The following is a 15,375-nucleotide window of genomic DNA, read 5'->3' on the forward strand; positions in this document are numbered from 1 at the left end:
ACTTGATGAAGCGTTAACTTTGAAATAGATATCTACGGATATCCAAAGTTTAAATAGCAGCGTATAGTATGGAAAATTGGCCAAAGGCGGTTGATTGAAGTCCGTAAAATATATGCAGCTATTCAGGAATAATCCAGCGTATAAACGCACCCAAGGTATCATTAGTTAGCTCTTCATAACTTTGCAGAGCTACTCAAATTGCGAATTTTTATTACTAGTAGCGTCTTGTAGCAGCGACCGTCAGGACAAGCGGGATAACAGAGAACTTCCTTGTAATTCCCAGCGGTGCTGCCAATTTTTGAGGAAATTGAATGCCAAAACAAATTATCATCGCGGAGCAGCATCAAATCGCTGCTGTATTTTCGGAAGATCAAATACAAGAACTCGTTGTAGCTACTGGTCATCACCAAATTGGTGATATCTATTTAGGTGTAGTAGAAAATGTCTTACCTGGGATAGATGCGGCTTTTGTCAATATCGGCGACCCAGAACGCAACGGTTTTATTCACGTCACTGATTTAGGTCCATTAAGGCTAAAACGTAGTGCAGCAGCGATTACAGAACTGTTGACACCACAGCAAAAAACCTTAGTGCAGGTGATGAAAGAACCAACGGGATCAAAAGGCCCCAGACTGACAGGTAACATCACCTTACCTGGTCGTTATGTCGTGTTGATGCCCTACGGACGGGGAGTAAATTTATCGAGACGGATTAAGAGCGAAAGTGAACGTAATCGCCTGAGAGCTTTGGCAATTCTAGTAAAACCAGCCGGAATGGGGCTGCTGGTACGCACAGAAGCAGAAGGCAAGCCAGAAGAAGCAATCATTGAAGATTTAGAAGTGCTGCAAAAGCAGTGGGAACTTGTGCAACAAGAAGCAGTAACCTCTCGTGCGCCGGCTCTACTGAATCGTGATGATGACTTTATTCAGCGCGTTCTCAGGGATATGTATGGTGGTGATGTGAATCGCATTGTTGTTGATTCCAGCACGGGCTTAAAACGGGTGAAGCAGTATTTACAAAACTGGAGTGGTGGACAAACACCCCAAGGATTGCTAATTGATCATCACCGCGATCGCTCTCCTATCTTAGAATATTTCCGGATCAATGCGGCTGTCCGCGAAGCCCTCAGACCGAGAGTAGACTTACCATCAGGTGGTTATGTCATCATCCAACCAACAGAAGCCTTAACCGTCATAGATGTCAACTCCGGTTCTTTTACTCGTTCCGCAACTGCTAGAGAAACAGTGCTGTGGACAAACTGCGAAGCTGCGGCGGAAATTGCTCGTCAGTTACGGTTGCGGAACATTGCTGGGGTGATTGTGGTTGATTTCATTGACATGGAATCTCGACGTGATCAAATGCAAGTTTTAGAACACTTTAACAAAGCTCTAAAAGCTGATAAAGCTCGTCCCCAAATTGCTCAACTGACTGAACTAGGTTTGGTTGAACTCACTCGTAAACGTCAAGGCCAAAACATTTATGAATTATTTGGCGAAACTTGTCCTACTTGCGGCGGTTTAGGACATACCGTCAGATTACCGGGAGAAACGGAAAACCGCTTACCCATTCCGGCTGCGGACATCCCAGAGCGGTTTGTACCGATGCCACAAAGGGAATCTCGGACACCTGCACCTACCCGCATTCCTGATATTGGTAGCGTAGCCCAAGCCACATCCCGCGATACCTATGATGGTTTTGGAGATGGTTTTGAAACTGAACCAGAATTTAGCTCTCTCCATTTGATTAATCATCCTAGTTACCAAGAACTAAATGATAAGCGCCGTACCCGGACTCGTCGTAGTCGTATTGGTGTGAATGGCGCTAATGATAAAGATGAATCCCGCTTACCTACCAATCCTTTAGCTTTTGTCAATGATGCAGATTTGGACTTAGAAGAACCTGAATTACCAATCCCAGAAATCGCTCCACCTACTATTAATAAATCCGGTTGGACAGAAAGGCCAGAACGGGCAAAAGTCAAACTAGAACCGATTAAGGTAGAACCACCAGAGATTATTAATGTGGAAATGTCAGCAAAGGAACAAGATACATTTGCTGAAATGGGAATTTCTCCTTTACTCAAGTTAGATCGGGAGGGAAAAAATCCAAGATCGGTGATTATTAATGTTGTCCAACCAGGACAATCACCTATTGAAGAAACTGAATTTATCCCCGAACCAATTGTAATGGAAAAGACAATTCCTGAAGTTGTCACCATTAAAATACCGCAACCAACTTTTGAGCTAGAAGAAGAATCATCTTTCCCACCATTAGCAATATTCCCAGAATTGACAATAGTTCCCCAAGTAAAAGCAACTGAAACTGAAGGAAAAACTGAAATAGAAGCTGAAATAGAAGCTGAAACTAATAATGGATCTACTCCTAATCGTCGTCGTCGTCGTCGTTCATCAGCCTTAGATCCAGATGTTTTCGGACTATGATTTTCATGATTTGTGTGATTTATGTGATTGATTAATTAATTAAGTAGGTAGGTAGAACGGCTTGAATAATTCAAAGTTTGTAGTGAGGAATAAATTCCAGATTTTTTACATTACTTAATCTACTTTGATTTATTTTCGTCTACTTACTTACTTAAATCAATTACATAAATCATAGTTACGACTAATCATCTGAATCAAACAAATCACACAAATCACAGTTTAGACAATGGGAGAAATTAAACCTGCACTCTGGGATAATTCGAGTTGGTTAGAGTTTTCTAGCTACTCAAATATGCAGGGTGCAGTTGGGGGTGTGGACGAGGTAGGAAGAGGGGCTTTATTTGGTCCTGTGGTGGCAGCGGCAGTTATATTACCAGTAGAGGCTTTATCAATCCTGATGGTAGATAACATTAAGGATAGTAAAAAGTTGTCTAGCTCTCGCAGAACTAAACTAGCTGAAAAAATTAATACCCTGGCGTTAGACTGGAGAATTGGTTATGCTACAACTGCGGAAATAGATGAGTTGAATATTTTACAGGCAACTCTATTAGCTATGAAGCGGGCTGTTTTGAAGTTGAAGGTAAAGCCTGAACTGTGTTTGATTGATGGTAATCAGTTGGTGAAGAATTTGCCAATACCACAAGAAACAATTGTTAAGGGTGATGAACTATCGCTTAATATTGCCGCAGCTAGTATTATGGCTAAGGTTTGGCGTGATGATTTGGTGCAACGGTTAGCATTAAAATACCCTTTATATGATCTAGAACGGAATAAAGGTTACGGAAGTCCGCGTCATTTACTGGCACTTCAAAAATACGGACTCTCACCTTTACATCGGCGTTCTTTTCGTCCTTGCCAAATTCCATCTTAAAACTACTCAAAATTCAAAGTTGGTAATATGGCTTGGTCACTCTACCGCTATCAGGAATGTTATGATCAATCTCGTTATTTTGAGTTTGCGAGATTACCCAATGCCGATAATCTGCTAAGAGGTGATGTAACAATCTTTGCTTAATTGTCAGTAGCACACTTTTGAGTAATCCATTCCCTGTAGTTTCTAAAATTGATTTGGGTGTAAAGGAAAATGGTTGTGGTATGTCTACTAAAACTTCCAAATCAGCTTTCCCTTGCAAGTGAGTTTCACCATTGAGTTGAACTGGTGATAAATAGCCTTTTAAATTCAGCGCAAACCTTTCGTTAATATACTCAAAACCCAGTATTTCACAACCGAGCGATCGCAAATAAATTGTACCGCTGGTATCTGCCCAAACTCGCATATCTACGGTTGGCTGAATACTCAGTGACATAAAAGACAGAGGACGCATTTTTAACCGAAAAACTTCGTCAGAAAGTTGTTGAATTCTTGTATTATCAGCTAAGGCATTGACCAAACGTTGAGGTTGACGCAAGTAGTGTTGAATAGGAATAGATTGCTTAGGAACGGAAATTTCCACCGATTGAGAGGCAATAAACTTAGTAACCATGAGCAAATTAAACCATTTGTTTTTTTTATTGTAATATTTTTTAACAATTTAAATTGCTAAAAAATCAAACTTTCATTTCATTATTAATTAAATTCGCCAAATTTAAAAGCATGAATCTGAAAATCGCTCATTTAGGTCCACAGGGAACTTATACCGAACAAGCAGCTTTTTTTTATCTCAACTGGTTAAAAACCCATCAGGGCATTATCGCTAATTTATATCCTTATCCTAGCATAGCTCAATCACTACAAGCTATAGCAGATAAAAAAGCAGAAATAGCTGTTGTACCTGTGGAAAATTCTATTGAAGGTAGTGTCAACATGACACTGGATAGCTTATGGCAATTGGATAATTTAAAAATTCAGTTAGCGTTAGTTTTACCAATTCAACATACATTAATTTCCTATGCAACTAACTTAGATACTATTAAAACTGTCTATTCTCATCCCCAAGCGTTAGCTCAATGCCAGGAATGGTTGTCACGTTTTTTACCAAATGTCAATTTAATTCCTAGTAATTCTACTACTGAAGCACTACAGAGATTAAAACAGGAAGTAACTACAGCGGCAATTTCTTCTAGTCGAGCGGCGCAATTGTATAATTTACCTATTTTAGCTAATGGTATTAATGATTACCCAGAAAACTGCACTCGGTTTTGGGTGGTTAGCACGGAGGAAAATCATCCCATTGATTGTACTCATACATCCTTAGCATTCAGTGTACCAGCTAATATACCGGGCGCATTAATGAAAGCATTGGCGGTATTTGCTCGTTTGGGTATTAATCTCAGTCGGATTGAATCGCGTCCTACAAAACGTTCTTTGGGCGAATATTTATTTTATTTGGATATTGAAGCAGATGTGAATGCACAGATGATGAAATCTGCTTTAGGAGAGTTACAAAATTATACAGAAATCTTGAAAATTTTTGGTAGCTATAGTGTGTTACCCATTAGTTTATAATTGGGGATTGGGGATTGGGGATTGGGGATTGGGGATTGGGGATTGGGGATTGGGGATTGGGGATTGGTGAAAACTATTCTTCTTTTTTCTTCCTTCTTCTTCATCCTGACTCCTGACTCGGTGACTCCTGACTCGGTGACTCCTGACTCGGTGACTCCTGACTCGGTGACTCCTGTAATAGAATCTTCTGCAAATATCCATTACATTACTTTTTAAAATGTCAAGTTTTCAGACTTCTACCTTAATGCAATTATCTGTATCGCCAAAACTTTGTCAACCTTTAAAGATTGTCGCCTTGGGAGATAGCTTAGTATATGGATACGGTGATCCAGAAAAAGGTGGTTGGGTGGAACAACTGCGACGGTGGTGGATGCTACCGGATAGTGTGGGTCATGTGCTTTATAATTTGGGAGTAAGGGGCAATCGCACACAGCAAATTGCCCAACGCTTAGAAGTGGAATTTCGCCACCGGGGAGAAATCCGCAATCGTGTACCAGACTTGATTATTTTATCTGTCGGTGTGAACGATACACCTCGATTAAGAAGTCCCAAAGGCAGAAACTACACAGATTTTAGTCAGTTTGAATCAGAAATCGCCACATTACTAGATCAAGCAAAACAACTTTGTCCTGTGCTGTTTGTGGGGATGGTTCCCGTAGATGAAACCAAAATGCCTTTTCTGGATTGTTTATTCTACAATCACGCTGACCAATACCGCTACAAAGAAGCAACACGGCAAGCTTGTGAACAAAGACAAATTCCCTATTTAGATATTTTTGATCAATGGATGCAACGTAGTCAAGGATGGAGAAGTGAACGGATTACCAATGACGGACTGCACCCGAATACACTGGGTTATCAGGACTTACTAGAATCTGTACTTAACTGGAAAGAATTATCGAAATATCATTGTCAAGCTGATTATGGGGCAGAATTGCAACAAGAATTTAGATGAAAATAGGGATTTTATTTATTAACTTACCTTTGGGGGTTAAAGTCCCCTGCTTCTACAAGCAGCGGGTTTTGCGTCGGGGTAAAATCCCCGTTGCAAAACGTAATTCTAAATTCTAAATTCTAAATTCTGCATTCTTTTAATTACCCTTAATTTCACACCAATGAGCATTGCTAAACCCCTACAGTTTAATGCTGTTTACCTACTTAGCTTGAGTTGATACCGTTAAAACCTGTGGTGGTGAAGCATCTGGTGGATACAGAAAGTCAACTTGGACTAAAGATGTATTTCCTGGTTTTATATTCAACGATACCAAAGGTTCTCCCGTTTCACCACGCTTTTGAATTAAATGCACAAATTTATTTTGCCATTTTCCCTGGTCTTGATAACGTAAGCGCACAGTCCCTCGGAAGAAGATTTGACGCGCTGGTAGCTTAAAAAAGCGAAGTCCAGGTTTACTTAATTGATTTTCTTTGAGGGGAGTTTGGATACCAATGCTCACAGTTTGTTGATTTTGAGTATTGTTGTATAAAGGTAACTTGAGACTATATTGAATCCCATAATTACCATGAGCGTAATAAGCAGTATCAGGATAGCGCACTAACATGGGTGCGGTTTGAATTTGATTTGTTCCTAATGTTCCCCCATGTAAGGTACTCAAACCGTAGGAAAACGCTGCACCAGGTTGAGGAATAGTTAAATACTTACTTTTCGGTGTATCTACTATATCTGCTAACCATCGAGAACCCTTAGATACTCCGGCTACACGCCCGTAAATTGTCGGTTTGTTGTTTCCTGTGATGGGAGTGGGGACTTTATCTCTAGGGGTGGATAATTCACCATTATCTAATAAATTTTGCCATTCTGCTAAATTAGGCGATCGCTCACTACCGTCAGTATTTGTCCGGGCAAACATCGCCAAACTTGCGGCGTAAACATTACCATTACTTCGCAGTCGCAGATATGTAGAACGACCATTTAAAGGGGGTGTTAGTCCTTGGACGGGAATTGGTAAATTTAATAACATCTGACTTTTCCCTGGGGGAATGACAATTTGGGAGGGAAAAATATCTTGTCTTTTTCCTCTCAAAATATCAGACATGACTCGACTCCCAGGACCTGCAAAAACTGTTCCTAAATCATTGGGGATTAAAGATGGTAATTCCTTAAATGGGGCATCTGGTTGACTTAAATAACTCGCACCTTGCCATATATTTACTCTCACCGGTTGAGAACCAGGATTATGTAAGATGATGCCCAAATACAAAGAACGTAAATTTTCCGGTGGGTCAGCTTTAGCAATATGATGGGCAAAAATATCAAACTGTCCACGCAAGGGAAAATCTAAATGGGCTGATGTGACTTTTTTTCCCGTTGCGGGAAAGGTAGAAAGTAAAATTCCTTCTTTTAATACCAGTTCTGGACTATTGCTATTAAATACCGGCACTGAATCCAATTTTCCCGGTAAAGGACGGACTGATTGTATTTGTAATATTTCTTCTGGTGGTGGTGTGGCAGGAACAGCTTGAGCAAGAGTTAAAGCTAGTAATAGTGGCAACATAATACTGAGTAAATTTGTTTAAACAGACGTTAATATTTCTAGAGAAGTGCCAAGTTGTTAATGATCACAATAAAATCAGCAATTATCTTTGGCAAATTTTCTGGGTTGAAAATTGGGACATGAACAAAAATACACTTAATTGAGAGTTGAGACTGGTGTAAATAGTCCAAGACTGAATAATAAAGTCCCTCGCAAACAAACTTACCACAGTCATAGCTAATCTCAACTGCTGCTGTTCCGACTAATAATTTTTCGAGATCAACGCTGGTTTGTAACATATTTTCGGGGGAATTTGTAGACTCTACAGGCAAGGTGCTTGTCCTACTGGCAAGGACTTCTACGCTTAATTGGGAACGACTTGCAGCCATACCACAACAGATAATATGGTCAGGTTGGAGTTCATTAATTTTGGCAATGACGAGAGAACTTGCCAGTTGCACATCGACAGGGAGACGGTGCAAAAATTTTAAATCATGGGAGAGTGAAGCCATTTTGGCTAGTCCGAGTAACAAGTCATCGGATGAATTTGACTCTTGTTGGCTTAACCAAATGTCAAAAGAAGTTAATAGTATTTTTTTTTGCATTATAAATAATAATTAGAATTAGAATAATTAAAAGCCCTCCCTCATAAATTTACAAGGAGCAGCTAAATGGCAGTGATTGCAGTTGTTGATTACGATATGGGAAATTTGCACTCTGTTTGCAAAGGATTAGAAAAAGCTGGTGCGACCCCTCTCGTTACTTATTGTTCTCAAGAGTTGGCAAAAGCAGATGCTATAGTTTTACCAGGAGTGGGAGCATTTGATCCAGCGGTACAACATTTGCGATCGCGTGGTTTGGAACAACCGATTAAAGATGCGATCGCTTCTGGTAAACCGTTCTTGGGTATTTGTTTAGGATTACAAATTTTGTTTGAATCCAGCGCCGAAGGAACGTTACCAGGACTAGGAATTGTCCCCGGAAAAGTCCGCCGTTTTCGTTCTCAACCGGGGATGACAATTCCCCACATGGGTTGGAATCAACTCCAACTTAACCAACCAAAAAGTCTTTTATGGGAACATTTACCTATCGATCCTTGGGTTTATTTTGTGCATTCTTATTATGTTGAACCCACAAATCCCCAAGTTCGCGCGGCAACTGTGACTCATGGTGATCAAAGTTTTACAGCAGCGATCGCTCATGAAAATCTCATGGCTGTCCAATTCCATCCTGAAAAATCATCAAATGTCGGATTGCAAATTCTCTCTAATTTTGTGGCTCAAGTCCGTGAAAAAGTTTTTGCTTAACAAAAGTTTGTAATATTTTCAGGTGTTTATTTGCTCAAAGTTGAAGATTTAATGATCAATTAAGTAATGAGTCTAAGAATTTACGGGAATCGTCTGCTTAAAACTTTACCAGGTGAACATACCAGACCTACCAGTGCGCGAGTCCGGGAAGCATTGTTTAATATTTGGCAGGGAACAATCGTTGGTTGTCGCTGGTTAGATTTGTGCGCCGGTAGTGGTTCTATGGGTGCGGAGGCTTTGTGCAGGGAAGCCAGCGTCGTTATCGGCATTGAAGAATCTAGTCAATCCTGTGCCATTATCCAAGAAAATTGGCAACAGGTAGCCAAGCCAGACCAAAAATTTCAGCTATTACGGGGAGATGTCACCCAACAGTTAAAAAAATTATCAGGTCAAAAATTTGACAGAATATATTTTGACCCACCTTATACTAGTGGATTATATGAACCAGTATTACAAGCGATCGCTCAATATCAGCTTTTAGATTGCCAAGGAGAAATAGCCGTCGAACATCGTTACAGAAATTGGCAACCAGCAAACATTGACAACTGGGAAATCTGCCGTCAAAAAAGCTATGGCAAAACAGCTTTGACATTTTATCAAGAACAGGGAACAGGGAACAGGGAACAGGGAATAGGGAATAGGGAATAGGGAATAGACGGAGAATTTTCTTCTTTCTTCTTTCTTCTTCCTTGACTCCTGACTCCTGACTCCTGACTCCTGACTCCTGACTCGGTGACTCCTCACTCCCAACTCATCAATTAATATCAGCCGCCCAATTCGGTGGGACGTTTGTATTGTCTATAAGCAGCGTAGAATAATCCGCTTAAAGTTACAAAAACTAAACCAAGCACAATACCTGATAGTAGGGGTTCAACCACTGTAAAGCTCCTTGTTGTAATTATGGAAAGATTCGTGTCCTGTTTTTGATTTTACCAAATTTGGCAATAATCCCCCATCCCATAACAGTTTTAAATCTAAATACTAGTTGACACTCCCCGGTCTAAAGACGCGGGGATTCTATAGAGAGTTTCAGTCTATATCCCTCAGTTATCCCAGTTTCAGGCAGGGTTCCTTAAATATTTGGGTTCTTGCCCTGATCCTGTTTGCCATTACTGGCAGAATCATCTCTGACAAGCGTAACTTTCCGAGAGTCCCCCGGTAGGTTTTTAATGTCTTTGCTGACAATTTAATTGTCTCACGAATATGGATTATAATTTGAAATTATTTCAAATTTTTAAATTAATGTCAATGCAGGATAAAGGAAAGCCTCTAGCCTTCATCCCTTGTCTAAAGCACAGATGTAGCTGACTTAGTCAGCTACATCTTCAAGGGTTTTCGGCATTTCCCTTATAAAAATTATCATTTGTACTTGCGAACACCATCAAGAAATTTTAAGCTATGTGTAGGAAATGAAAACTTGCACATTGTCAAAGCAACCCTTTTGGATAACCAGCTCATCAAACCTGAAACCCTAATTCAACAGTTCGTTATGTTCACCGTAGCGATGCTGATAGCCCTCCCATTAATCCTGTTTGGGATTGAGATAGTAAAAGCCTCTGATCCTTATGTTAAAAGTGTTCTATCCCTCCAGGGAAACCCAGTCCAGGGAAAAGCTATTTTCCAAATCAACTGTGCTGGTTGTCATGGTTTAGAAGGAAATGGACTAGTTGGACCAAGTTTACGTGAAATCTCCAAATATAAATCCCGCTATGGACTGATTCATCAAGTAACTAGCGGTGAAACTCCCCCCATGCCAAAATTCCAGCCCAGTATTCAAGAAATGGCAGACCTTTTAAGCTATCTAGAAAGTCTATGAACTTTTGTCAGACAAAATTAAATTCACTCGTTAAAAGAGGCAATAGGGAACAGGGAACAGAAAAATTCAAAGGTATGTAACGATATGTAAAGCTGTCTTAATACGAGATGCTGATTGAGTTTCAGCCATTTTACAAAACGCAATACCCTCGTTTTTATTTTGTTTTTCCTACTTAAACACAGTTAGAAAATGGACTTCTGCAAAATTACGAAAAACCTGGATTTGTAGGGGTTGAGCAGTGGACAACAATATCAAAAAATTTTCCAGGGGTTCGGGACTCACAATTGTGGATTTGTATTAACTGATAATTAATAAGAAGTATACATGATATGATATGACGGCGTTACATAATAGCTATATAAATTATGTTTCGCGTCAAGGCGTAAAGACGAAAACTTTAAGACTCTTTGTGTAATAATTCTGATACACACTATTTAATGGGCTATAGGGTTTGTGACTTTGACAAAAATTACCCCTGGACAACCACTGACTGATACGCAAAGAAATGGCTTACAGTTAGTATCCCTGTGGGGTGGGGGTAAACGTGATGTGGTTTTAGCTATTGATATCACGGAAAGTGTAGGTTTAAATGATCAAGGTCGGATTCATTTACGTCAAATAGTTGAAGACAGCCTCAAACCTGGTGATTCTGTTTATGTTGTTCCCTTTGCTCAAAATTTGGTTTTTGATGCCGTTATCTCTGTTGAAAATCCATTAGGAACACCCATATATTTTAGAGATAAAAATTCGGAAAATATTAATAAAGTATTAGCGAAAATTCCTTTTAATTCTGACCCTAACCGCTATGGAACAGATATTCAAAGAGCAGAGTTAATAGTATATCAAGGTATTGCCCAGATTAATCAAAATCGAGTTTCCAAAAATCAACTAATTAAGCCGCAATCGGTTGTTTGGATTACTGATGCACCGTTATCTACTAAACCAGGAATTACTTCCGAAGTTTGGATAGAAACTCCTGCTAATAGTCCTTTCAGAATTGCGACATCACCGGAAAGTCAGGAAAGACAGGGTTGGATTAAGGCTTTATCATTCAAAGAGCGATCGCTCATCATTAAAAACCAAGATAATAAAGATTATACATTATCTGTAGTAGACATTAATCCTACAGTTCAAGAAGTTTGCACACCAATACCAGGAGGACAAGAAACTTGTTTAGTTAATCCTTATTTATTCAAACAGCTATGGCTACCAAGTTTAATTTTATTATTAATACTTGCATCAATGGTAGGGGGTATATTAAAATATGCTAAATTGCAAAAAAAATGGGAGGTACGAATTAAGTTAGAAGATGATGGAGAAGATGAAGAACAAATATGTAGATTACCAAATAATAAAAAAATTGCTATTGGTGAATATGATCCTAGCTGTATACATTCTATTGACTTTAGAGGTGGAGAATTACAAGCATATTTAGAACGGAAAGGAGAAAAACTTTATTTAGTTCCCACAGAAGATACAAAAATTGAACTTAACAATAAAAAAGTTACATCACGAACTCTCATATCAAGTGCTAACTTTACCCTAAATTGCCAGGATTCACGCCAAAAAGACTACGAAATATCTATCAAAATCAAGAAATAGTTTATAGGGAAAAACATCATGACTCAAGCATCTGCAAAGGAAAACCAAACTAGAGGAATTAATCGGACAATTTGTATCGGTTTAGGGGGAACTGGTAGAGATGTATTAATGCGAATTAGAAGATTAATTGTTGACCGTTATGGAGACTTAAATAACTTACCAATTGTCAGTTTTGTTCATATAGACACAGATAAAGCAGCAACACAAGTCACAGGGATTAGAACAGGAAGTACCTATCATGGTGTTGATTTAAGTTTTAAAGAAGCTGAAAAAGTCAGCGCTACCATGTCATCAAGAGATGTCACCATGTTTGTAGAAGGACTAGAACGGCGTTCGGAATATAGTAATTACGGACCTTATGACCATATTGGAAGATGGTTTCCTCATGGGTTATTGCAAGATGTTGGAGCAATTGAAGACGGAGCAAAATGTATAAGACCTGTAGGAAGACTAGCCTTTTTTCACAACTACCAAAAAATTAAAACATCAATTGTAACAGCAGAAAACCGAACGAGAGGACACGAATCTTTTTTGCTGAAATCGGGGTTAAGAATTGAACCAGGGTTAAATATTTTTGTTGTTGGTTCTCTCTGTGGTGGTACAGGAAGTGGGATGTTTTTAGATGTTGCTTATAGCCTTAGAGATATCTATAGAGATGAAACTGCTAAAATTTTTGCCTATTTAGTGATTAGTCCTGATTTATATGGCAATACCAACAAAATGATTACAAATACTTACGCAGCTCTAAAAGAATTAAATTATTACAGCACTCCCGGTACAACTTTTGAAGCAGTTTATGATCTTGAAAATTCGGTAATTGTACAAAATAAAAAAGAGCCATTTGACTATGCTTATTTAATTTCTAATAAAACGCTAGGAGAATATCAGATTCTGACACAAGGTAAACTATGTAATGTGATTGCTCATAAGATTGCTCTTGATTTTTCAGGTGAATTAGCACCTGTAATGAAAGGCAACAGGGATAATTTTAAAGAAAAAATGATTGAATCAGATAAACATCCTCGTCGGAACACCCAAAGATACTTAACATTTGGACTGTCAGCAATTTATTTTCCTCGTGATACTATTATCCAAATTTCTTTAGCTAAGGTAGGTTTAGAGTTAGTCAGGTTTTGGTTAAATGGTAAAGGTCAAAGTCCAGATCCTATTAACTTACTTGAGCAATTTTTGATTCAACATAATTGGCATAATGACTTAGGCAAACGAGATGGTTTAACTAATAAATTAGCAGAGTCTGTAGAAGAATCTAATAAGACCTTTAGTAATAGTCTCAAAAATTGGCAAAATAAATTATCCCGGTTAATTGCTGAATGTAAAAACAAAGATGACCGCACTAATATCCGTCAGCAATTAGCAACAGAGTTTTATAAACAATTTCGCACAGTGCAACCAGGAGAAACAGAAAGCAGTCGCGGTTATTGGTTGACGAAATTAATGCAAGCTACTCCCAAAATTACCAAAGAACTTAATGGGAATATTGATGATTATGTGATGCAATTACTCACACCAGTAGATCCTAATTTCTCCATTAAAAATACACGCAATTGGTTAGATTCTCTGCGACACGAATTACATAAATATCAAGGGGATTTACAGGAGAAAATTACCGATTTTGGAGGCATGAAGCGCTTAGAAGATGTAGAAAGAAAATGGGAGAATGCAGAACAAACAATTGAAGATATGGAAAATAAAATAGGTATTCCCTTTGTTGATTTCAAAAACATTCCATTTCAGGAGGAGTGCAAAAAAGTAATGCAAGAAGTTTACAAAATTATCAAGCATAATTTTGAATTAACTGTATTGCAAGAAACTTTAAAAATTGTCAATCAATTACAAAAGCAAGTTCAAGAAAAAGAAAAGCAAATTGCAGCTTTTAGTAGTTTAGTAGAGGACTTAGAAAGTGCTTATGAAAAAGAGGAACGAGAATTAAAACAATTGAATTTCGATGAAATGAGTGGAGAGGCAATTTTTGATACTGAAGATATAGAACTTTGCTATCAAACAATGATCCCAGAAAATGATGTTTGTCCTCAATTAGTCTTAGCAAGTTCAGCACTTACCGAAGAAAATGGTAGAGGAGCATCTTTAGCTTTTTTCCTGAATATAGAACGTACTACTCAATCTCAGATAAAACAAGAAATTGATCTGAAAATTGATAGTTTATTTGCTTTTCGAGGTAGCAATATTGTTACTTCTGTGATTAAACGCTTCATGCAAAAATACTCCTTAGCTGCGCGTTCAACTCGTTTAGCACAAATTATGCAAGAAGCTCAACCACTTTTGCGTTTAAATTTGAATGATCCTTATTTTCGAGATGAGACTGGTAAAAGTAGTAAATTAGTAGGTTATAAGAATACAGATGAATTAGAAGTCAAACAGTTTAAAAGTTTGCTAACACAGGACTTATCTGTTCAACAAAGTCAATTAAAAGAAGTTCAAGCAGATGATGAGATATTAATTGTTAATGAATATGCTGCGTTTCCTTTGAGATTAATTAGTAGTCTGGAAAGAATGAGAAATCCATATTTACGAGAACAAAATTCTGGTAAATCTTTTTTGCATAATGATTATCGTATATCCTTTCCTGATATTATGCCACCTAATGCTGGAAAAATGGAAGAAGTGGAAAATATTTTTTATCCTTGTTTAGCATTAGAACTGTTAGCAGAAAATCATGCTACTCAAGAATTAGAGTTTCAATATTATGACCATTTTCAGAATAGTTATGATACTGTTTCCTTGAGTGGAATTTGGATAGAATCTTTGGAATATCTAGCTAGTAACCCCAATATGACTGAAGCATTAAAGCAAATTTTGGATAATACAATTTTAGAAATGGAAAATAATCCAACATTATGGGAAAATGAATATTTACCCAAATTGCGTCAATTTCCTGATAAGCTGACCAGAATTTCCGAAGATAGTCCTAATTCTCTCTATAAGACAAGAGTATATACAGATACAAGGAATACTACTGATAATACAAGGGAGGGGGCTATAAATCGTTTTTTGAATAAAATGGAAGCAAAATTTATAAACACAAAGTCAATTTTACCAAGAAACAATACAGGAACTCAAAAATCTATTGTGGGGGAAATAGTTGCTAATTCTTCTGATAATCGTTCAAGACGACGACAAGAATTAGAGCAGCTTAAACAAGATTTAGATGAGGGTTTTATGACTCCAGAAGAATACGAGCGAGAAAAACAAAAAATCTTTCTGCAATATCCATTATAGTTTTTCATGGGTA

Annotated in this window: 13 protein-coding genes; 9 read left to right on the forward strand and 4 right to left on the reverse strand. The window is 38.1% G+C overall.

Annotated elements, in window-relative coordinates; translation table 11 throughout:
- Window positions 1-311 precede the first annotated feature (311 nt).
- Both rne and HGD76_RS05500 read left to right on the forward strand, forming a co-directional pair.
- Window positions 312-2,441, forward strand: a complete 2,130-nt coding sequence (gene rne, locus HGD76_RS05495) for a ribonuclease E (protein ID WP_168695188.1) — start codon at window positions 312-314, stop codon at window positions 2,439-2,441.
- Window positions 2,442-2,667: 226 nt separating this feature from the next.
- Window positions 2,668-3,312, forward strand: a complete 645-nt coding sequence (locus HGD76_RS05500; RefSeq protein WP_015078746.1) for a ribonuclease HII — start codon at window positions 2,668-2,670, stop codon at window positions 3,310-3,312.
- Between the two features lie 13 nt (window positions 3,313-3,325).
- Here the strand turns inward: HGD76_RS05500 and HGD76_RS05505 are convergent, their stop codons facing one another.
- Window positions 3,326-3,925: a DUF1997 domain-containing protein gene (locus HGD76_RS05505; RefSeq protein ID WP_168695189.1), complete on the reverse strand. Its 600-nt coding sequence runs from the start codon at window positions 3,923-3,925 to the stop codon at window positions 3,326-3,328.
- Between the two features lie 110 nt (window positions 3,926-4,035).
- On the opposite strand from HGD76_RS05505, the gene pheA reads away from it, so the two are divergent.
- Together pheA and HGD76_RS05520 are read left to right on the forward strand one after the other, a co-directional pair.
- The gene (pheA, locus tag HGD76_RS05510) at window positions 4,036-4,887 is read left to right on the forward strand and encodes a prephenate dehydratase (RefSeq protein WP_168695190.1); all 852 of its coding nucleotides are present in this window, start codon (window positions 4,036-4,038) and stop codon (window positions 4,885-4,887) included.
- A 217-nt stretch (window positions 4,888-5,104) separates the two neighbouring features.
- A complete protein-coding gene (locus tag HGD76_RS05520) occupies window positions 5,105-5,842 on the forward strand; it encodes a GDSL-type esterase/lipase family protein (protein ID WP_168695192.1) in 738 nt (245 codons plus the stop codon).
- Window positions 5,843-6,041: 199 nt separating this feature from the next.
- On the opposite strand, the gene HGD76_RS05525 is transcribed toward HGD76_RS05520, so the two are convergent.
- Together HGD76_RS05525 and HGD76_RS05530 are read right to left on the reverse strand one after the other, a co-directional pair.
- Entirely contained in the window at window positions 6,042-7,400 is a 1,359-nt protein-coding gene (locus tag HGD76_RS05525) for a DUF3370 domain-containing protein (RefSeq protein WP_168695193.1), read from the reverse strand.
- Window positions 7,401-7,438: 38 nt separating this feature from the next.
- Window positions 7,439-7,984 (reverse strand): C15 family peptidase, encoded by a 546-nt coding sequence (locus HGD76_RS05530; RefSeq protein WP_168695194.1) that lies wholly within the window; start codon window positions 7,982-7,984, stop codon window positions 7,439-7,441.
- A 66-nt stretch (window positions 7,985-8,050) separates the two neighbouring features.
- On the opposite strand from HGD76_RS05530, the gene hisH reads away from it, so the two are divergent.
- The gene (gene hisH / locus HGD76_RS05535) at window positions 8,051-8,686 is read left to right on the forward strand and encodes an imidazole glycerol phosphate synthase subunit HisH (protein WP_015078752.1); all 636 of its coding nucleotides are present in this window, start codon (window positions 8,051-8,053) and stop codon (window positions 8,684-8,686) included.
- A 66-nt stretch (window positions 8,687-8,752) separates the two neighbouring features.
- Window positions 8,753-9,334 carry a 16S rRNA (guanine(966)-N(2))-methyltransferase RsmD gene (gene rsmD / locus HGD76_RS05540; RefSeq protein WP_168695195.1) on the forward strand — a complete coding sequence of 194 codons (582 nt, stop codon included), beginning with the start codon at window positions 8,753-8,755 and terminating at the stop codon, window positions 9,332-9,334.
- Between the two features lie 116 nt (window positions 9,335-9,450).
- On the opposite strand, the gene petG is transcribed toward rsmD, so the two are convergent.
- Window positions 9,451-9,564 carry a cytochrome b6-f complex subunit V gene (gene petG, locus HGD76_RS05545; protein ID WP_015078754.1) on the reverse strand — a complete coding sequence of 38 codons (114 nt, stop codon included), beginning with the start codon at window positions 9,562-9,564 and terminating at the stop codon, window positions 9,451-9,453.
- Window positions 9,565-10,127: 563 nt separating this feature from the next.
- On the opposite strand from petG, the gene HGD76_RS05550 reads away from it, so the two are divergent.
- The 3 genes from HGD76_RS05550 to HGD76_RS05560 all read left to right on the forward strand — a co-directional run bounded on the left by HGD76_RS05550 (window position 10,128) and on the right by HGD76_RS05560 (window position 15,362).
- Window positions 10,128-10,502 carry a c-type cytochrome gene (locus HGD76_RS05550; RefSeq protein WP_168695196.1) on the forward strand — a complete coding sequence of 125 codons (375 nt, stop codon included), beginning with the start codon at window positions 10,128-10,130 and terminating at the stop codon, window positions 10,500-10,502.
- Window positions 10,503-10,955: 453 nt separating this feature from the next.
- The gene (locus tag HGD76_RS05555) at window positions 10,956-12,104 is read left to right on the forward strand and encodes a VWA domain-containing protein (protein ID WP_168695197.1); all 1,149 of its coding nucleotides are present in this window, start codon (window positions 10,956-10,958) and stop codon (window positions 12,102-12,104) included.
- Between the two features lie 18 nt (window positions 12,105-12,122).
- Complete coding sequence (locus HGD76_RS05560; protein WP_168695198.1) at window positions 12,123-15,362, forward strand: tubulin-like doman-containing protein; 3,240 nt, start codon at window positions 12,123-12,125, stop codon at window positions 15,360-15,362.
- The last annotated feature ends 13 nt before the right edge of the window (window positions 15,363-15,375 follow it).

It is taken from the genome of Dolichospermum flos-aquae CCAP 1403/13F (genome assembly GCF_012516395.1).
Classification (GTDB): Bacteria; Cyanobacteriota; Cyanobacteriia; order Cyanobacteriales; family Nostocaceae; genus Dolichospermum; species Dolichospermum lemmermannii.

What these genes read in the sequence shown, in the direction of transcription:
- rne (WP_168695188.1), top strand. Translation starts at nt 312, where the DNA reads ATGCCAAAACAAATTATCATCGCGGAGCAGCATCAAATCGCTGCTGTA.
- HGD76_RS05500 (WP_015078746.1), top strand. Translation starts at nt 2,668, where the DNA reads ATGGGAGAAATTAAACCTGCACTCTGGGATAATTCGAGTTGGTTAGAG.
- HGD76_RS05505 (WP_168695189.1), bottom strand. Translation starts at nt 3,925, where the DNA reads ATGGTTACTAAGTTTATTGCCTCTCAATCGGTGGAAATTTCCGTTCCT.
- pheA (WP_168695190.1), top strand. Translation starts at nt 4,036, where the DNA reads ATGAATCTGAAAATCGCTCATTTAGGTCCACAGGGAACTTATACCGAA.
- HGD76_RS05520 (WP_168695192.1), top strand. Translation starts at nt 5,105, where the DNA reads ATGTCAAGTTTTCAGACTTCTACCTTAATGCAATTATCTGTATCGCCA.
- HGD76_RS05525 (WP_168695193.1), bottom strand. Translation starts at nt 7,400, where the DNA reads ATGTTGCCACTATTACTAGCTTTAACTCTTGCTCAAGCTGTTCCTGCC.
- HGD76_RS05530 (WP_168695194.1), bottom strand. Translation starts at nt 7,984, where the DNA reads ATGCAAAAAAAAATACTATTAACTTCTTTTGACATTTGGTTAAGCCAA.
- hisH (WP_015078752.1), top strand. Translation starts at nt 8,051, where the DNA reads ATGGCAGTGATTGCAGTTGTTGATTACGATATGGGAAATTTGCACTCT.
- rsmD (WP_168695195.1), top strand. Translation starts at nt 8,753, where the DNA reads ATGAGTCTAAGAATTTACGGGAATCGTCTGCTTAAAACTTTACCAGGT.
- HGD76_RS05560 (WP_168695198.1), top strand. Translation starts at nt 12,123, where the DNA reads ATGACTCAAGCATCTGCAAAGGAAAACCAAACTAGAGGAATTAATCGG.